Origin of the sequence: Erythrobacter donghaensis (assembly GCF_002155425.1) — a bacterium.
Lineage (GTDB): Bacteria > Pseudomonadota > Alphaproteobacteria > Sphingomonadales > Sphingomonadaceae > Erythrobacter > Erythrobacter donghaensis.
Genome location: NZ_MUYG01000007.1, coordinates 218562 through 235288, shown reverse-complemented (window position 1 = coordinate 235288; position 16727 = coordinate 218562). Strand labels below are relative to the sequence as shown.

Sequence of the window (16727 nt, the reverse complement as noted above, 5' to 3'; positions counted from 1 at the left end):
GCTCTCGCACTCGGCCTGAAAATAGGCTTTCATCAGCGCTTACTGGAGATGAAACTGAGTGGAGAAGAAAACAAAACTCAGGTTAAAGCGCTTCGCCTATTCATCTCTGATCGCCATAGGCGTAACTCTTGTCGCAGGAACATTATTTGGCCCTGTCGCGACATTGATTTCTGGTACAATTGGTTTCTTGTGTGTCGCCATTGCCAGCGATGACGATCTGGGAACTTGCTTCCCGCTGGCCGTATTCTTCATCATAGCGCTTATAATACTGATTATGGCGCTGGTGGGGGTAGTGTTACTCAACACCTGATGACGCCCTTGGCGCCAATGTGGCTGGTAACCCGCCCCTCTGACGCAGCGCCCGAAAGCGGACGCGCCTACCCCCTCGCCGCCTTGCGCTTCTCCAGCCAGGGGCGCAGCGGGAACAGCCACTGTTCCTTGATCGACAACCGCCGCCGATCGTCCTGCCCGACAATCTCGCTCTCGCCGTCCTTGAAGGTGCCGAACAGCCGGTCCCAGAAAATCACGCTGTTGCCGTAATTGCAGCGCGTGTCCTCGTAGCTCAGCGCGGTGTGGTGCAGGCTGTGATGGCGGATCGTCGTGAAGAAAAACCCGAACCAGATCGGCGGATTGGCCCGCACGTTGGCGTGGGCATAGGTGGCGATCGCGCCGCTCGCGGTGATCGCGGCGAACAGGGCGTTCAGATCGACATCGAGCAGCGCGATCACGCCGAGGCTGATCAGGAACAGCTCGATCGGGTTGCCGATAAAGCCCTTCAATGCGTTCAGCTGGGTGATGTGGTGATGCGGCGCGTGGGTCAGCCACAGCGGGTGCCAGTTGTGCATCGCGCGGTGCATCCAGTACTGGCCGAATTCGAAGGTGAACATCACCACCAGCACCTGCACCATGAAGGGGCTGTCCGCGAGCCAGGGGGTGGCGATGCCGAGCGCTTCTTTCAGCTGCGACAGCGGCCCGTTGACCAGCGTTTCGGTGAGAAAGCCGATCACCCCGTAACCGAAGACGACATAGAACACGTCGGTCGCCAGCTCGCGGCGGTTGATGCGCCAGCCTTCGTGCCGTTCGAACACCAGCTCGAGCGCCTGCACCAGCACCAGCGTGCCCAGCCCCACCGCCATGATCGCCCAGCCGCCCTCGACCCATGCGGCAGGGGCAAAGGCCCAGAAGGCCCAGATCGCCGCGACGGTCGCGGGCGGCAGCAGGTTGACGAGCGACTGTTTCACCGGATCGGCCCCCTTGTTTGGCCCCCGCTCTATGGCGGCGTTCCGGGCAGGGAGAATACGCCATTCACCGTAAGCGGTCGAGGGGGGGCTCCGGAGAGGGTCAGCCGACGGTGAAATGCAGCGTCCCGGTCATCGCGTGGCCATCGCCTGCGGCGGCCTGCCAGCGCACTTCATAGGTTCCGGCTGGCAGGGGCTTCTTGAGCGTCAGCGTCAGCGTGCGCTTGTCGGCCGACCAGCTGGGGGTGAAGTTGCGGATCGCCATTTCGCCGTGGTTCGACATGCCCGGCATCGCGGTCATCACGATGCTGGCCGCGGCGGTCGAGGGGTCGACTGCTTGGCTGAAGGTGAGCGTGACCACCTTGGGGGCCTTGGCCGCGCTGCCCGCAGTCGGGGTCGAGGCGGTCAGCGCAACGTGCGCGGCCAGGCCCGAGGGCGAGAGCGCGGTCAGGGCGAGAGCAGCGAGAAGGGCGGGGATACGCATGGGGTCAGTGTCCTTAGTATTGATCAGAACCAGAAACGGATGCCGGCGACGAGGCTGGTGGTCGAGGGATCTTCGCCCCGCGCACGGGCGAAATCGGCGCCCGCGCCGGTGCGCCACGATTGCTCGATGCCCACATAGGGCGCGAACTCGCGCCGGAATTCATAACGCAGCCGCGCGCCGATCTCGATCTGGTCGAGCCCCGCGCCCACACCCAGCAGGGGAATGTCCTGCGCCGACAGATTGGCCTCGATCCGCGGCTGAAGGATCAGGCGCTGGGTAATGCGCTGGTCGACTTCGGCCTCGATCCGCGCGGTCAGATCGCCGCGGGTGCTGAGGAACAGCGCGGTGTCGATCTCGAACATGTAGGGCGCAAGGCCCTGCACGCCGATCACCGCATGGGTGGTGTCGGGCCCGGCGATATCGTGACGGATGCCCGCCTGCACGTCCCAGAAGGGTTTGAAAGCGCGCGCATAGAGCGCCTGCACCTCGGCGTCCTCGGGGGCGCCGCCCCATTCGCCCTCGCCCTCGGACTTGAACCACAGGCGGCTGGTGGGGGTGCCGTAATAGCCCTGAATGTCCCACAGGTAGGCATCCCCGCCCTCGCGCACCTGAGTCTCGAAGCGGTCGCCCTGAAACCAGAACACCGGGAAGTCCCCGTGGGTCTTGCGCAATTCCTCGCGCGAGGCGGCCATGGCCTCTGCCCCCCAGATCGCATCGGCGGCGCGCGGCGGACCGCTTCCGGCGGCGGGCGGCGGCGGAGTCTCCATGGTCGGGCCGGGCGAGACGGGCGGCGGTTCGGTCATGGCGTGCCCGGCGTGGGGATCGGCCTGCGCCGAGGTCATGTCATGCCCGGCATGAGGGTCCTGCGCAGGGCTCATGTCATGGCCCGCGTGGGGATCTTGCGCAGGCGTGGGCGCGGCCATCTCATGCCCCGCGTGTTGCGCGGCGAGCGGCGCGGCGGCGAGCAGCAGCGGCAACGACAGAAACTTTCTCATGCGCCCGATTCCGGTCCCATCACCGTCACGGTCTGCATCATCCCGCCGTGCATGTGGTAGAGCAGGTGGCAGTGGAACGCCCAGTCGCCCGGCTCGTCTGCGGTGAGATCGAACTGCGCGCTCGCACCGGGCTGGACGATGACGATGTTCTTGCGCGGCTGGTGCGCGGCATCCTCGCCGTTGACGAGGGTGAAGAACATCCCGTGCAGGTGGATCGGGTGCGCCATCATGGTGTTGTTGACGAGCTTCACCCGCACCCGCTCGTTCCACGCAAAGCGGATCGGTTTGTCGGAGACGGCGGAATACATCTCGCCGTCGAAGGACCACATGTAGCGCTCCATGTTGCCGGTGAGGTGCAGCTCCAGCAGGCGCGAGGGGCGGCGCGTGTCGCGGTTGGGCTCCAGCGCCGAGAGCATCCGGTAATTGAGCACGCGGTGCGCCACATCGCGCAGGCCGAGGCCGGGATCGCCCAGCTTGTCGACCGGCGCCATGGAGACCATGTCGATTCCGGGGCCGACTTTCACATCGGGTGGCAGCAGCAGCGTGTCGCGCATCTTCATGCCCTTCATGCTATGGCCCGCGCCGTCCCCATGGTTCATCCCCATGTCGCCCATGTCGAGCAGCGGAGGCTTCCTCGGCGGCGGGATCGCGGCGCGCGCGCCGGGGCGGCTCGCCAGCGTTGCGAGTGCCATGCCCGACCGGTCCATGCTCTCCGCGACGATGGTATAGGCTTCGGCGGTGGGGGTGAGGATCACGTCATAGGTTTCGGCGGTGCCGATCTGGAATTCGTCGACCTCGACCGGCTTCACGTTCTGGCCGTCTGCCGCGATCACCGTCATCGCGAGGCCGGGAATGCGCAAGTTGAAGAAGGTCTGCGCCGCACCGTTGATGACGCGCAGCCGCACCCGTTCGCCGGGGGTGAACAGAAACTCCAGCCCCTCCTTGGGCCCCCGGCCGTTGGCGAGATAGGTGTAGGTCGATCCGGTCACGTCGGCGATGTCAGTCGCGGGCATGCGCATTTCGGCCCACATCCGGCGGTCTGCGGCGGTGAGCGGGTATTCGTCGGCCCAACTGGTCTGCTGATAGTTGAAATAGCCCTCGCCCTTGCGCAGCCGGTCCATGATGAAATGGGGATGGTGCGGGGTGAACTCGCTCAGCAGCAGGATGAACTCGCGGTCGTATTCCACCGGCTCCGCACCGGCGGGGTCGATGATCAGCGGGCCGTAATGCCCCTGCTGCTCCTGAAGGCCCGAGTGGCTGTGATACCAGTAGGTGCCCGACTGGCGGATCGGGAATTCGTAGGTGAAGGTCTGCCCCGGCTTGATGCCCGGAAAGCTGATCCCCGGCACACCGTCCATGTGGAAGGGCAGCAGCAGCCCGTGCCAGTGGATCGAGGTGTCCTCGGCGAGATGATTGGTGACGTTGAGGCGGACGTTCTGGCCCTCGCGCAGCCGGATCAGCGGGCCCGGCACTGAACCATTGACCGCGATGCCGTGGCCCTTGCGCCCCTGCACCACCCGCTCGCCATGCGCCACGGTGAGATCGATCACCGGGCCGGAGAGGCTGTCGAAACCGACTTTGATCGGCGCGCCCCCGCGCTTGGGGTGCACCGAATGGCCCTGCGCCCAGGCGGGCATCGCGGCCAATCCGGCGGCGGCGCCCACGGCTCCGACAAAGCCGCGGCGGGAAAGGTTTGGGGAGGTCATGGGGTGCTATACGCGGCGCGCGCGGGTTTGGTTTCTGGCGGATTCGGGCTTGGGCGGCATGCTGAAGGCGGCAAGGATCGGACAGGGCCCGTCACCGCCGTGCGCGCAGTCCGTCACCAGCGTCTCGAGCGCGCTGCGCATCGTGTGCAGCGTTGCGATCTTCTCGTCGATCGCGGCGATCCGCGCTTCGGCAAGCGCGCGGGCGGCGGCACGATCATGCTGGTCGAGATCGAGCAGCGTCGCGATTTCTTCGAGGGTGAAGCCCGCCGTCTGCGCCGCGCGGATCGAGCGCAACCGCTCCAGATCGCTGTCGGCATAACGCCGCGCGCCCTCCCCGCGCGGCGGCTCGGCCAAAAGACCGCGCCGCTGGTAAAAGCGCACCGTCTCTACCGAAACACTCCCCGCACGGGCGAGATCGCCGATTTTCATCACTGCCTCTTGAAACCGTACCACACTACGGGACTTATATACGGGCAATCCTGAAGCATTCAACGGAAACCTCGCCATGTCCTCGCCCGCAAAAACCGCCGTTCTTTACCGCATGGTGATGCCCGGCCACACCTGCCCCTATGGCCTCAAGGCGCGGCACCTGCTGCGTTCGCGCGGCTATACGGTGGAGGATCATCTCCTGACCACCCGCGAGGAAACCGACCGGTTCAAGGCCGAGCATGGGGTCGCGACCACCCCGCAGACCTTCATCGATGGGGGGCGCATCGGCGGCTATGACGATCTGCGACGCCACTTCGGCCTCAAGGTCGCCGTCCCCAAGGCGACCACCTATCGCCCGGTGATCGTGCTGTTCGCGCTGATGGCGCTGATGGCGCTCGGCGCGGGTTTCGTCGCCACGGGCGAGCCGGTCTCAATCCTCGCCGCCGAATGGTTCGTGAGCTTCTCGATGGTCGGCCTCGCGTACCTCAAGCTGCGCGATGTCGAGAGCTTTGCGACGATGTTCCTGAACTACGACCTGCTGGCGAAGCGCTGGGTGCCCTACGGCGTGATCTATCCTTATGCGGAAGGGTTGGCGGGGCTGCTGATGACCGCCCATGTCCTCGATTGGCTGTCGGTGCCGGTGGCGCTGTTCATCGGCACGATCGGCGCGGTGAGCGTGTTCAAGGCGGTCTATATCGACCGGCGCGAGCTCAAATGTGCCTGTGTCGGCGGCGACAGCAACGTGCCGCTCGGCTTCGTCTCGCTGACCGAGAACCTGATGATGATCGCGATGGCGGTGTGGATGATCGCGAAGCCGGGGATGTGAGAGCACTCAGGCCCGCGCGGCGATTTCGGCGGCGTCGAAGTAGTGGATGCGCAGGGTGCGCAGGAGGCCGTCCTCGAAGGTTCCCGCCTCGCACACGGTCTGGCTGAAGGGGGCAGAGCTATCCTTGGGGTGCATGGTGAGGGTGAGCACGACCACGGCGTGGGTGTCGCCGCCGGTGATGTCGTGGATGTCGACGTGGGCCTCGCTCCAGGTGCCATACATGGCGGCAGCGCAGCGCCGGAGCGCGTCCTTGCCCCGCCATTCGCCCGCGAAGGGGAGCGAGTTCGCCTCGTAGAGCACGAAATCGGGGTGGATCAGTGCCTCGACCGCATCCCAGTCGCCGGTGCCGGCGGAGGCATAGACCTTCGCCAAGAGTTCGCGCGGCGTGCTCACTCTTCGATGGTGCCGATCAGGTCGCCCACCTTGTAGACCGCCCCTTCCTCACCCGTCGGGCGGATGATCCCGCTGGCCTGCGCCTCGATCTCGGTGGTGCTCTTGTCGGTTTCGACGGTGTAGATGATGTCGCCCTTCTCGACGCGCTCGCCGTCGCCGAACATCCATTCGACGAGAGTCATCTCGACCGCGCTCATGCCGAGCTTGGGGATGCGGATTTCCGATGCCATTTAGTGCTTACCTACCGATGCCTTGATCTGGGCGACGATGTCCGACTTTTGCGGGATCCACGCCTGCTCGAGGTGTGAGGCGAAGGGCACCGCGGAGAATGTCCCGCCGATCCGCCGCACCGGCCCCTTGAGGCTGTCCCAGCACTTTTCCTGAATGTTCGCGGCAATCTCTGCCCCGGTGCCGAAGGGGCGCACGGCTTCATGCAGCGTCAGCGCGCGGCCGGTCTTACGCACCGACGCCAGCACGGTTGCCTCATCGTAGGGAGCGATGGTGCGCAAGTCGATGACCTCGACGCTGATGCCTTCCTTGGCGAGGTCATCGGCCACCGCCAGCGCGTCCATGACCGTGCGGCCATAGGTGATGATCGAGATGTCGCTCCCCTCCCGCGCGATCGCCGCCTTGCCGAGCGGCACGCGGTAGCCCGGGCCGGGGTCTTCCGCCTTGAGGCCGTAGCACAGGATGTTCTCAATGAAGATCACCGGGTCATTGGCGTCGATGCTCGCCCGCATCAGCCCGCGCGCGTCGGCGGGGTTGGAGGGGGTTACGACATGAATGCCCGCGACGTGCGCGAACCACGCCTCCAGCATATCCGAGTGCTGTCCGCCGAAGCCGACGCCAACGCCAGTGGTGGTGCGGATCACGATCGGGCAGGGGGTCTGCCCGCCGCTCATGAAGCGGAGCTTGGCGGCGTGGTTGACGATCTGGTCCATGCACACGCCGACGAAGTTCATCAGCATGATTTCGGCAATCGGGCGCTGCCCGGCGAGCGCCGCACCCACCGCCGCGCCGATGATGGCGGTCTCCGAAATCGGCGTCGCGCGGATACGGTGCTCGCCGTATTTTTCGGTCAGGCCTTGCGTGACCTTGAACACCCCGCCGCCCTGCTTGGCGCTAACATCCTCGCCCAGGCAGAACACGCCCGGATCGTCAGCCATCGCCTCGTCGATTGCGAGGTTGAGCGCCTGGGTCATGGTGATCTGGGCCATCAGACGGTCTCCTCGAGCACGTCTTTGTAGATTTCGCCCACATCCGGCAGCGGTGCGGCGAGCGCGTGCTCGACCGCCGCGTTGATCTGCCCGTCGATGTCGGCGACGATGGCGTCCAGTTCTTCCTCGGTGAACTGGTGTTCCAGCATCACCTTGCGCAGTTTCGGCAGCGGGTCTTCCGCCTTCATCTCGGCGATGTGTTCGGGCGGCATGTAGCTGAAGTCGCTGCCGAAGAAGTGGCCCATCATGCGGTAGCACATCGCCTCGACCAGCGTCGGCCCCTCGCCCCGCCGCGCGCGGTCGACCGCTTCCTTCACCGCAGGGTAGATCTGGTGGACGTCGTTGCCGTCGACCGTCACCCCCGGCATCCCATAACCCGCCGCGCGGGTGGCGATATTGGGGCTGTCGGTGTGGTCGGCGTAAGCCGTGTGCTCGCCGTAGCGGTTGTTCTGGCACAGGAAGACGACCGGCAACTTGTAGAGCTGGGCCATGTTCATCGCCTCGTGGAAGCCGCCGATATTGGCCGCCCCGTCACCGAAGCTCACCAGCGTCACGCGCCCGTCGCCGTTGTTCTGGCTCGCCATCGCGAGGCCGTTGGCGATGGGGAGGCCCGAACCGACCACCCCGGTCGTCACCATGATCCCCGTTTCGGGATCGGTGATGTGCATGGTGCCGCCCTTGCCCTTGCAGGTGCCGGTCGCCTTGCCGAGGCATTCGCCCCACCACTTCTCCATCGGGATGCCCTTGGCGGTCTGCTCGCCCTGCCCGCGATAGGTGCAGACGACGTAATCGTCCTTCTCAAGCGCCGCCATCGCCGCCGCCGAGACCAGCTCCTGCCCGCGCACGCAGTAATACATCACCGCGACCTTGCCGCCCATCAGCAGCTCGCGGAACTTCTCGTCGGTGCGGTTCACCTTCATCGTGCGGGTATAGATGTCGAGCAGTGTGTCGCGCCCAATTTCTTTGGCGATCTGGGACATTTGATTCTTACCTCTCAAGGTTCCGTTCGTGTCGAGCGAAGTCGAGACACCTCGCGCCAAGCCTCTCGACTACGCTCGAGGCGAACGGAGGTTTGCTCTTAAAACTGCACGCGCTGGGTGAAGCCGCCGTCCACCACGATGTTCGCGCCGGTCATGTAAGGCACCGCGGGGCTCGCCACGAAGACGATCGCCTTGGCGACCTCCACCGGCTCGCCGAAGCGGCCCATCGGCATCTTGGCGAGGGTCGCGTCGAACAGCGGCTTCATGTGCTCCTCGATCACCTCCCAATTGCCGCCCTTGTAATAGACCGCGCCGGGGCTGACGGTGTTCACGCGGATGCCCTTGGGCGCGAGCGCCTGCGACAGCTGCGAGGCATAGGTGATCAGCGCGGCCTTGATCGCGTTGAAGGGGTTGGGGGCGATGAAGGTCTCGAGCGCGGCGGTGCTCGACAGCATCACGATCGACCCGGTGTCCGAAGCCTCAAGGTGAGGCGTCAGCGTCTCGACCGCGAAGGCCGCGCCCTTCAGGTCCATGTCGAGGCAGGCCTGCCAGTCGCCCGCCCCGCCTGTGCCCGAGGCAGAAGCGGTGTGGACGAAGATATCGCACCCGCCGAGTTCCTGGGCGGCCTTCTCCAGCCACGCCTGATAGGCGTCGGTGCCGGTGGCCATGTCGAAGACTTCGGCGAAGACCTTGCCCGGCCCGGCGGCGTCGATTGCGGCCTTGGCGGCTTCGATCTTGTCTTCCTTGCGGGAGAAAAAGGCGATGTCAGCGCCCTCGGCCGCGAACAGCTTGAGAGATTGCAGCCCGAGGCCATGCGCCCCGCCGTTCATGATGACCTTCTTGCCCTTCAATCCCAGATCCATAGCGCCTCTCCCCGGCATGTGCTTGTGATGAGAGGGGATAGCCGAGTGGCGGGACGGGGCGGATTGGCACTTTTGGGGGTGGGGGCGGCGCGCGACGTTTAAAGCCGCCGCGCGCCGCGCCCTATGCTGTCCTTAGAACGAGAAGCTCAGCCGTCCATAGAGGAACCGTCCGTTGAAGCCGAAAGGCGAGAAGGACGAGAACGGCAGGAAGTAGTTGTTGACCGACAGGTTGCCCGGGTTGCCCGTCACCGGATCGGTGCCGCGCCCGGTCGGGTTGGTGGTGGGATATTGGTCGAACAGGTTGTTCGCGCCCACCGCCAGCTCGATCCCTTCGGCAAAGCCTTCGGGCCGCAGGCGGATTTCGAGGTCGGTGATCCAGCGCGGTTCGAGCAGCAGATCGTTGATCGGGCTCGCCCCGGCCGAGAACACCTCGCCGAAGCGGTTGGCGCGCACCGTGGCGCTCAGCCAGTTCCATTCGAGATCGGCGCCCAGATTGATGCGGTCCTTGGGCTGGCCGCGCTCGATCCGCTCGGATTCGAGCCGCCCGAACAGGTCGATCCCCGGCACCTGTGCGAGGCTGCCCGGCGTGGTGCGGCGGCCGGTGATGTCGATATCGTTCCAGTTGTAGCCCGCCGTCAGCGACAGGGTCGCCGAGTCGCCGATGCTGGTGCGATAGGTGCCGATCACGTCGAAGCCGCGCGTGCGGGTGTCGATCCCGTTGAAGAAGAACCGCGCCGCCGAGATGCTGGTGAAGCCCGCATTGTTGAGGATCTGCGCGATCCCCAGACCCGGGTTGCTCCCGCTCGGCGCGCCTGCGGCATTGCGGGTGGCCGTCAGGTTGTCGGTCAGCACGATGCGATCATCGATGTCGATCTGGTAGTAATCGAAGGTGAGGTTGAACCCGTCGACCTTGTCGAACACCGCGCCTGCCGACCACGAGAACGACTTCTCGGCCTCCAGCGGGGTCGCCCCCAGCGCGATGGCGACCGGGTTGCTCACCGGCAGCGTCACCGCATCGACCAGCACCCCGCCGATATTGTTGGTCGCCGCCGCGGCAAAGAACTGCTGCTGGAGCGACGGCGCGCGGAAGCCGGTCGACACCGCGCCGCGCAGGGCGAAGCCGTCGATCAGCTCGAACCGCGCGGCGGCCTTGCCGTTGAGGGTCGAGCCGAAGTCGGTATAGTCTTCGAAACGGCCGGCGATCTGGATGTTGAGCCGGTCGGTGATGTCTGTGTCGAGCTCGGCATAGAGCGACACGTTCTCGCGGCTGTTGGGGTTGGTGACATCGACCCCGCCGATCACCGGCTGGAAGCCCGGGAACACCTGACTGCCCGGCGCGGCAAAGGCGGTCGCCCCCGCGCCGGTGATGAAGGGGTTGTTGGTGCCCACCAGCACCGGCCCGGCGATGTAGGAATTGACCTCGCCCGCGCCGAGCTGGAATTCCTCACGCCGCCATTCCGCGCCGAAGGACAGCGTCATCTGCTCGATGCCCGAGATCTCCAGCTCGCGGCTCACCCCGAGGTTCGCCATCAGCTGGCTGTAGGCGAGCGAGCCCGCGTCGAACTCGGTCTGGCTGGCCGCGCCAAGCGAGGCGTTGAGCGTGTTGGTGATGCGGAAATCGGTGGTGTTCTCGCCATAGGACATCGACAGGTCCCACAGCCAGCCGTCGAAATCGCCCTCAAGCCCGCCGACGATAGCGAAATCAGTGGTGTCGGTGTTGATCAGCGGCAGGAAGCCGTCGGGATAGATCGCCACCACGTTGCGGCTATCGGCAGCGCGGCGATAGAAGCCGGCGGATTCGGCCTTGCGCTCGCCATAGGTGCCGAAGGCGTAGAATTCGACGCTGTCGTCGAGCGGGATGCCCATGTTGACGACGATGTTGAGATCCTCGGTCTTGGGATCGCCGTAGCGGTGATAGCGCCGGTCGAGCGTCAGCTCGCGCGGGTCGAGCGGGCCGCTCTGCGCATAGTTGCGCCGCGGATCGAACCCGGTGCGGTTGGTGTCATTGCGGTCGCGATATTCGGCGGTGATGTTGAGGAAGCCCTCCGGCCCGAGCGGCAGGCCGATATTGCCCGACACGGTCAGCACCTCGCCATCGGTGGCCTTGATATCGCGCCCGGTGGTGTTGAGCTGCAGCACGCCATCCGCGGTCAGCGTCGGCACCTGCCCGGCGGTGCCGTTCACGCCAGAGACTTCGGGCACCCCGGCAATGCGTGTGTTGAACCCGCCGTAATTGACGAAGAAGCGTCCGCCTTCGCGCGAATCGTTCAGCTGGAAGTTGATCACCCCGGCGATTGCGTCCGAGCCATATTGCGCCGCCGCGCCATCGCGCAGCACTTCGACCCGCCCGATCGAGGAGCCGGGGATCTGGTTGATATCGACCGCAGTGCTGCCGCGCCCGACCGAGCCGTTGATGTTGAGCAGCGCGGCGGCATGGCGGCGCTTGCCATTGACCAGCACCAGCGTCTGGTCGGGGCCGAGGCCGCGCAAGGTCGCCGGGCGGATCGCATCGGTGCCGTCGGTGATCGAGGGCTGCGGGAAGTTCAGCGAGGGCACCAGATCGCGCAGCAGGCGCGCGGTTTCGGTGAGGCCAGACTGGCTGAGCTGTTCGCCGGTGATCACATCGATCGGCACCGGGCTTTCCGACACGGTGCGGTTGGTGCGGCGGGTGCCGGTGACGATCATGACGGTATCGGGCTCGTCCTCGGCCATGGCGTCGTCCTGCACCAGTGCGGCCGCGGCGGCCCCGGTCAGGACGATGTCGGCCGGCGCATCGCTGTCAGCGGCGGCGTCGGCAGCCATGGCGGGCGCGCTGGAGAGGCCGGCTGCGAGCAAGGCGACCGCAAGCGCGATCGGCGAGCCGGAGTGGAGAACCTGGTCATTCTTTTGCATTGTCTTCCCCTGATCGGTCATAATGGCACGGGCCCGGCCGCACGGCCCCTACGGGCCGCCCAACGGGCGCAAAACTGCGCACGAACACGATGCCGCAACGGGCAGCGCGCGCTGCGAATTCTCTCCTGCGAAATCCTCGGGCCATTTCGGTGGGCTGGGTGCCGCAGCCGCATGGCCTCGATCTTGGCAATCAGCCTAGCGCGACCCTCTTGCGCTTTGCTGGCAAGTAACAAAGTTACCCGCCAAGGGTGATGCGTCAACGTCGGATGTCAGGAAAGCAACGGCGCAGGCAACAATTCGTCGCCGTGTCGTCAAATTGCCACACATGGATCAGGCACGTGGATTGGGCGCGCTGCACGCGATCGCGCACGCACGGGGCGGCTCGGCCCGGAATTGCGGATATGGTGGAAGGCTTCCGGCGCGTCAGCGCAGCGAGGGTGCTGGTGCTGCTGGGGAGGATTGAACTCCCGACCTCACCCTTACCAAGGGTGCGCTCTACCACTGAGCTACAGCAGCGCCGGAAACAGGCGCGCCCTATTGTCGCGCCGGGTCGCTATGTCAAGCGGACTTGAAGAAGCGCGGCCATAAGGCCAATGCGTTTCGCATGAGTGAAGAGCCCCGCAAGAATATGTCGCGCAAAGAACGGCTCGCAGCGAAACTGCGCGAGAACCTGCGGCGCAGGAAGGCCCAAAGCCGCGCGGTGGCAGGCACCGGGGGCGATTCGGATCATCCGCAGCCCCTTTCCAATCGCCCTTCCGAAAGCTAACGCCGCCACCACTCAGCGATTGAGGGGCGCACGGCCCATGCAACCGGAGTCACAATGTCGAAGCTCATCCTCGTCCGCCACGGCCAGAGCCAGTGGAACCTCGAAAACCGCTTCACCGGCTGGTGGGATGTCGATCTGACCGAGCAGGGCGTGGCCGAGGCCAAGGCCGCCGGCGCGCTGATGCAGGCCAAGGGCGTGCTGCCGACGGTCGGCTTCACCTCGCTACAGACCCGCGCGATCAAGACGCTCAATCTCGCGCTGGAAGAGGCCGGGCGGCTGTGGATCCCGGTGATCAAGGACTGGCGCCTCAACGAACGGCACTATGGCGGCCTGACCGGGCTCGACAAGCAGGAGACCCGCGAGAAGCACGGCGACGAGCAGGTGCTGATCTGGCGCCGCAGCTTCGACGTGCCGCCGCCGGAAATGGCAGCGGGGAGCGAATTCGATCTCGCCGCCGACCCGCGCTATGCCGGGATTGCCATTCCCAGCACCGAAAGCCTCAAGCTGACCATTGAACGCGTGCTGCCCTATTGGGAAAGCGACATCCTCCCCGTGCTGGCGCGCGGCGAGACGGTGATCATCTCGGCCCACGGCAATTCGCTGCGCGCGCTGGTGAAGCACCTGTCGAACATTTCCGACGACGATATCACCGATCTGGAAATCCCCACCGGCCAACCGATCATCTATGACTTCGATGGCGCCGCGGTCACGGGTGAGCGCTATTATCTGAAGGACGCATGATGGACGTGACCGGGGGCAAAGTCGCGATCGTGATGGGGAGCCAGTCGGACTGGCCGACCATGAAGGCCGCCGCCGAGGTGCTCGACGAGCTGGAGGTGCCCTACGAGGCGCGCATCACATCGGCCCATCGCACGCCCGACCGGATGATGGCCTTCGCCAAGGGGGCCGAGGGTGAGGGGTTCAGCGTCATCATAGCAGGCGCAGGCGGCGCGGCGCATCTGCCGGGCATGATCGCCAGCATGACGCATCTGCCGGTGCTGGGCGTGCCGGTGCAATCGAAGGCGCTCTCCGGCATGGATAGCCTGCTCTCGATCGTGCAAATGCCGGGCGGCGTCCCGGTCGGCACGCTGGCGATCGGTGAAGCGGGGGCGAAGAACGCCGGGCTGCTGGCGGCCTCGATCTTGGCGCTCTCGGACGAGGCGCTGTCCGAACGGCTGCAGGACTGGCGCGCGGCCAAAAGCGCAGCCGTGGCCGAGGTGCCTGAAGGCTGATGCTGCCACCGGGCTCCACCATCGGCATTCTGGGCGGCGGGCAGCTGGGCCGGATGATGGCCGTCGCCGCGCTGCAACTGGGCTACCGCGTGGTCGGCTATGCGCCCGCGGGCGACAATGTCGCGGCCGAGGCGTGCAGCGATTTCATCACCGCCGATTGGGACGATGCCGCCGCGCTCGAAGCTTTTGCGGCTGCCTGCGACGTGGTGACGTGGGAGTTCGAGAACGTGCCCGTCAGCACCGTCGCGGCGATCCCCGAGGCGCTTCTCCCCTGCCCCCCGCGCGCGCTGGAAGTGGCGCAGGACCGGCTCAACGAAAAGGCCTTCGCGGCAGACCTCGGCGGCACCCCTGCGCCCTATGCCAAGGTCGAGAGCGCCGCGGATCTCGCCGCCGCGATTGCCGCCATCGGCACCCCCGGCATCCTCAAGACCGCGCGCGACGGCTATGACGGCAAGGGCCAGTGGCGGGTGCGCTCCGCGATCGAGGCGGGCGCGGTGGCCTATCCCGGCGTTACCTGCATCTACGAAGGCTTCGTCACCTACGAGACCGAGTTCTCGGTGATCCTCGTGCGCGGGCGTGACGGAGCGGTGAAGTTCTGGGACTCAACCGCCAACATGCACGAAGGCGGGATGCTTTCCCGCTCGGTGCTGCCAGCCGGCGCGCTGGTCGAGGCACAGGTGGGCGAGGCGCGGCAGCTGGCCGCCAAGGTTGCCGAGGGGCTGGGCTATGTCGGCGTGCTGACGCTGGAGTTCTTCGCGACGCGAGACGGCCCGGTGTTCAACGAAATGGCCCCGCGGGTTCACAACTCGGGCCACTGGACCATCGAAGGCGCGGCCACCAGCCAGTTCGAAAACCACATTCGCGCCATCGCGGGCCTGCCGCTGGGGGGCACCAAGACCCGCTTCGAGGCGATCGAGATGCGCAACATCGTCGGAGAAGATGCGCTCAAGGCTCACGCCATTCTGGCCGAACCGGGCGAGCCGCACCTCCACCTCTACGGCAAGGCCGAAGCGCGCGAGGGGCGCAAGATGGGCCACGTCACCCGCGTGGGGCATGCTGTTCGATGACCCCCGAAATCGTGCTGATCTACGCCCGCGCCGCCAATGGCGCGATCGGCAACGAGGGCGACCTGCCCTGGCGTCTGCCCGCCGACCTGAAGCGCTTCAAGGCGCTGACCATGGGCAAACCCATGGTGATGGGCCGCAAGACCTTCGAGAGCCTGCCCGGCCTGCTCCCCGGTCGCCGCCATATCGTCCTCTCGCGCCGGGACAATTTCGTGGCCGAGGGCGTGGCAATGGCCGGATCGGTCAAGGAAGCGCTCGCGCTCGCGGCGGAGGGGAACGACAGCGGCGAGGTCGCGGTGATCGGCGGGGCGGCGATCTACGACGTGTTCATGCCGCTGGCCCATCGGATCGAACTCACGCAGATTCACGCCGAGTACGAAGGCGACACCTTCATGGCGGAACCGGGCAAGGGCTGGGAGCTGACCTTGCGCGAGGATCACCCGGCGGTTGGCGATTACCCGGCGTTCTCGTTCCTCACCTACCGTCGAGAGGGCGCAATCTGATGCGCTGGCTCGACCACCGCGACCCCGTTCCGCAAGCGCTGCGCGGCGCGGTGATCGCGCTCGGCAATTTCGACGGGTTCCACCGCGGGCATCAGGCCGTGGCAGGCGAGGCGATCCGCTGGGCGCAGGCCGAGGGCCGCCCCTCGATCATCGCCACCTTCGATCCCCACCCGGTGCGCTTCTTCCGGCCCGATGTGCCGCCCTTCCGGCTGACGACGCTCGAACAGCGGCAGGAATTGTATCTGGCCGCGGGCGCGACCGCGATGCTGGTGTTCCACTTCGATGGCGAGCTGGCGGGCACGAGCGCGGAGGACTTCATCCGCACCATCCTGATCGAGCGTTTCGGCGCGCATGGGGTGGTCACGGGGGGCGATTTCACTTTCGGCAAGGGCGCGAAGGGCAATGTCGATCTGCTACGCACCCTCGGCGGCGAATTGGGCCTGCAATCGCGGGTGGTGGAACCTGTGGCGGAGGGCGGCGAGGTGGTCTCCTCCAGCCGCATCCGCCAGGCACTCAGGGACGGCGACCCGCAGGAGGCCGCGCGCCTGCTCACCCGGCCCTTTGCCATTCGCGGCATCGTCGAACACGGCGACAAGCGCGGGCGGACGATCGGCTATCCCACCGCGAACCTCGGGGTCGAGACCTACCTGCGCCCCAAATATGGCATCTACGCCGTGACCGGGCGTATCCTTGCCACCGGGCAGGTGCTGCAAGGCGCGGCCAATATCGGCATCCGCCCGCAGTTCGAACCGCCCAAGGAATTGCTGGAGCCCTACTTCTTCGACTTCTCCGGCGACCTTTACGGTCAGGAGATCGAGGTGGCCTTCCACCACTTCCTGCGCGGCGAGGCGAAGTTCAACAGCCTCGACGCGCTGATCGAACAGATGGACAAGGACTGCGCCGAAGCGCGGCGGTTGCTCGGTTGAATGGATTCACGCAGAGACCGCAGAGAAGAAGTGGAGACGCAGAGATGTAGCGCCTGCGGCAAAACCGCAATCCACCTGTGACATGGCGACAAGCCGCGCTGCCGCAATTTTGGAAAATGCCTTCGGCAGGTAAAACCCCTCCGCGTCTCCCCTTTCTTCTCCGCGTCTCTGCGTGAACTCTCTTCCCTTAAGACAAATTGCGCAAAGCCCGCC

19 protein-coding genes and 1 tRNA gene are annotated in these 16727 nt (G+C 66.0%); 8 read left to right on the top strand and 12 right to left on the bottom strand.

Annotated features, from left to right (window positions below; translation table 11 throughout):
* Nucleotides 1–58 precede the first annotated feature (58 nt).
* Nucleotides 59–310, top strand: coding sequence for a hypothetical protein (locus BZF59_RS15995; RefSeq protein ID WP_143738087.1), 252 nt, complete (start codon nt 59–61; stop codon nt 308–310).
* A gap of 67 nt (nt 311–377) precedes the next feature.
* Here BZF59_RS15995 and BZF59_RS04130 read toward each other — a convergent pair whose 3' ends face one another.
* From BZF59_RS04130 to BZF59_RS04110, 5 genes are all read right to left on the bottom strand, one after another.
* Nucleotides 378–1241, bottom strand: a complete 864-nt coding sequence (locus BZF59_RS04130) for a sterol desaturase family protein (RefSeq protein WP_086606974.1) — start codon at nt 1239–1241, stop codon at nt 378–380.
* Between the two features lie 100 nt (nt 1242–1341).
* Nucleotides 1342–1722, bottom strand: a complete 381-nt coding sequence (locus tag BZF59_RS04125; protein WP_086606973.1) for a copper resistance protein CopC — start codon at nt 1720–1722, stop codon at nt 1342–1344.
* A gap of 23 nt (nt 1723–1745) precedes the next feature.
* Entirely contained in the window at nt 1746–2717 is a 972-nt protein-coding gene (locus BZF59_RS04120; RefSeq protein WP_143738086.1) for a copper resistance protein B, read from the bottom strand.
* Nucleotides 2714–4423, bottom strand: a complete 1710-nt coding sequence (locus BZF59_RS04115) for a copper resistance system multicopper oxidase (protein ID WP_086606972.1) — start codon at nt 4421–4423, stop codon at nt 2714–2716. Before BZF59_RS04115 ends, BZF59_RS04120 begins: the two co-directional genes overlap by 4 nt.
* 6 nt (nt 4424–4429) lie before the next feature.
* A complete protein-coding gene (locus tag BZF59_RS04110; protein ID WP_086606971.1) occupies nt 4430–4852 on the bottom strand; it encodes a MerR family transcriptional regulator in 423 nt (140 codons plus the stop codon).
* Nucleotides 4853–4928: 76 nt separating this feature from the next.
* On the opposite strand from BZF59_RS04110, the gene BZF59_RS04105 reads away from it, so the two are divergent.
* Nucleotides 4929–5678: a MauE/DoxX family redox-associated membrane protein gene (locus tag BZF59_RS04105; RefSeq protein ID WP_086606970.1), complete on the top strand. Its 750-nt coding sequence runs from the start codon at nt 4929–4931 to the stop codon at nt 5676–5678.
* A 6-nt stretch (nt 5679–5684) separates the two neighbouring features.
* Here the strand turns inward: BZF59_RS04105 and BZF59_RS04100 are convergent, their stop codons facing one another.
* From BZF59_RS04100 to BZF59_RS04070, 7 genes are all read right to left on the bottom strand, one after another.
* A complete protein-coding gene (locus tag BZF59_RS04100; RefSeq protein ID WP_086606969.1) occupies nt 5685–6071 on the bottom strand; it encodes a nuclear transport factor 2 family protein in 387 nt (128 codons plus the stop codon).
* Nucleotides 6068–6301 (bottom strand): biotin/lipoyl-containing protein, encoded by a 234-nt coding sequence (locus BZF59_RS04095; RefSeq protein WP_066532098.1) that lies wholly within the window; start codon nt 6299–6301, stop codon nt 6068–6070. Before BZF59_RS04095 ends, BZF59_RS04100 begins: the two co-directional genes overlap by 4 nt.
* A complete protein-coding gene (locus BZF59_RS04090) occupies nt 6302–7288 on the bottom strand; it encodes an alpha-ketoacid dehydrogenase subunit beta (protein WP_086606968.1) in 987 nt (328 codons plus the stop codon).
* A complete protein-coding gene (locus BZF59_RS04085) occupies nt 7288–8268 on the bottom strand; it encodes a thiamine pyrophosphate-dependent dehydrogenase E1 component subunit alpha (protein WP_086606967.1) in 981 nt (326 codons plus the stop codon). Before BZF59_RS04085 ends, BZF59_RS04090 begins: the two co-directional genes overlap by 1 nt.
* A gap of 98 nt (nt 8269–8366) precedes the next feature.
* Nucleotides 8367–9131 carry an SDR family NAD(P)-dependent oxidoreductase gene (locus BZF59_RS04080; RefSeq protein ID WP_086606966.1) on the bottom strand — a complete coding sequence of 255 codons (765 nt, stop codon included), beginning with the start codon at nt 9129–9131 and terminating at the stop codon, nt 8367–8369.
* Nucleotides 9132–9263: 132 nt separating this feature from the next.
* On the bottom strand, nt 9264–12023 hold the full coding sequence (locus BZF59_RS04075) for a TonB-dependent receptor plug domain-containing protein (RefSeq protein WP_211277344.1): 2760 nt from the start codon (nt 12021–12023) through the stop codon (nt 9264–9266).
* 441 nt (nt 12024–12464) lie between these two features.
* Nucleotides 12465–12539: transfer RNA gene (locus tag BZF59_RS04070), tRNA-Thr, on the bottom strand.
* Nucleotides 12540–12591: 52 nt separating this feature from the next.
* Here BZF59_RS04070 and BZF59_RS16325 point away from each other — a divergent pair.
* Genes BZF59_RS16325 through BZF59_RS04045 form a run of 6 tightly spaced genes read left to right on the top strand, consistent with a single transcriptional unit; the run spans nt 12592 to nt 16514 of the window.
* Nucleotides 12592–12789 (top strand): hypothetical protein, encoded by a 198-nt coding sequence (locus BZF59_RS16325; protein ID WP_143738085.1) that lies wholly within the window; start codon nt 12592–12594, stop codon nt 12787–12789.
* A 54-nt stretch (nt 12790–12843) separates the two neighbouring features.
* A complete protein-coding gene (gene gpmA / locus BZF59_RS04065) occupies nt 12844–13530 on the top strand; it encodes a 2,3-diphosphoglycerate-dependent phosphoglycerate mutase (protein WP_086606965.1) in 687 nt (228 codons plus the stop codon).
* The gene (gene purE / locus BZF59_RS04060) at nt 13530–14021 is read left to right on the top strand and encodes a 5-(carboxyamino)imidazole ribonucleotide mutase (RefSeq protein WP_086606964.1); all 492 of its coding nucleotides are present in this window, start codon (nt 13530–13532) and stop codon (nt 14019–14021) included. Before gpmA ends, purE begins: the two co-directional genes overlap by 1 nt.
* Nucleotides 14021–15088, top strand: coding sequence for a 5-(carboxyamino)imidazole ribonucleotide synthase (locus tag BZF59_RS04055; protein ID WP_086606963.1), 1068 nt, complete (start codon nt 14021–14023; stop codon nt 15086–15088). Before purE ends, BZF59_RS04055 begins: the two co-directional genes overlap by 1 nt.
* The gene (locus BZF59_RS04050) at nt 15085–15588 is read left to right on the top strand and encodes a dihydrofolate reductase (RefSeq protein WP_086606962.1); all 504 of its coding nucleotides are present in this window, start codon (nt 15085–15087) and stop codon (nt 15586–15588) included. The genes BZF59_RS04055 and BZF59_RS04050 overlap by 4 nt, the downstream gene beginning before the upstream one ends.
* Nucleotides 15588–16514, top strand: coding sequence for a bifunctional riboflavin kinase/FAD synthetase (locus BZF59_RS04045; RefSeq protein ID WP_086606961.1), 927 nt, complete (start codon nt 15588–15590; stop codon nt 16512–16514). The genes BZF59_RS04050 and BZF59_RS04045 overlap by 1 nt, the downstream gene beginning before the upstream one ends.
* Nucleotides 16515–16727: the final 213 nt, after the last annotated feature.

Bases quoted from the DNA above. Each gene is read 5' to 3' on its own strand.
- BZF59_RS04125 (WP_086606973.1), bottom strand. From the start codon at position 1,722: ATGCGTATCCCCGCCCTTCTCGCTGCTCTCGCCCTGACCGCGCTCTCG.
- BZF59_RS04120 (WP_143738086.1), bottom strand. From the start codon at position 2,717: ATGAGAAAGTTTCTGTCGTTGCCGCTGCTGCTCGCCGCCGCGCCGCTC.
- BZF59_RS04115 (WP_086606972.1), bottom strand. From the start codon at position 4,423: ATGACCTCCCCAAACCTTTCCCGCCGCGGCTTTGTCGGAGCCGTGGGC.
- BZF59_RS04110 (WP_086606971.1), bottom strand. From the start codon at position 4,852: ATGAAAATCGGCGATCTCGCCCGTGCGGGGAGTGTTTCGGTAGAGACG.
- BZF59_RS04105 (WP_086606970.1), top strand. From the start codon at position 4,929: ATGTCCTCGCCCGCAAAAACCGCCGTTCTTTACCGCATGGTGATGCCC.
- BZF59_RS04095 (WP_066532098.1), bottom strand. From the start codon at position 6,301: ATGGCATCGGAAATCCGCATCCCCAAGCTCGGCATGAGCGCGGTCGAG.
- BZF59_RS04090 (WP_086606968.1), bottom strand. From the start codon at position 7,288: ATGGCCCAGATCACCATGACCCAGGCGCTCAACCTCGCAATCGACGAG.
- BZF59_RS04085 (WP_086606967.1), bottom strand. From the start codon at position 8,268: ATGTCCCAGATCGCCAAAGAAATTGGGCGCGACACACTGCTCGACATC.
- BZF59_RS04080 (WP_086606966.1), bottom strand. From the start codon at position 9,131: ATGGATCTGGGATTGAAGGGCAAGAAGGTCATCATGAACGGCGGGGCG.
- BZF59_RS04075 (WP_211277344.1), bottom strand. From the start codon at position 12,023: ATGCAAAAGAATGACCAGGTTCTCCACTCCGGCTCGCCGATCGCGCTT.
- gpmA (WP_086606965.1), top strand. From the start codon at position 12,844: ATGTCGAAGCTCATCCTCGTCCGCCACGGCCAGAGCCAGTGGAACCTC.
- purE (WP_086606964.1), top strand. From the start codon at position 13,530: ATGGACGTGACCGGGGGCAAAGTCGCGATCGTGATGGGGAGCCAGTCG.
- BZF59_RS04055 (WP_086606963.1), top strand. From the start codon at position 14,021: ATGCTGCCACCGGGCTCCACCATCGGCATTCTGGGCGGCGGGCAGCTG.
- BZF59_RS04050 (WP_086606962.1), top strand. From the start codon at position 15,085: ATGACCCCCGAAATCGTGCTGATCTACGCCCGCGCCGCCAATGGCGCG.
- BZF59_RS04045 (WP_086606961.1), top strand. From the start codon at position 15,588: ATGCGCTGGCTCGACCACCGCGACCCCGTTCCGCAAGCGCTGCGCGGC.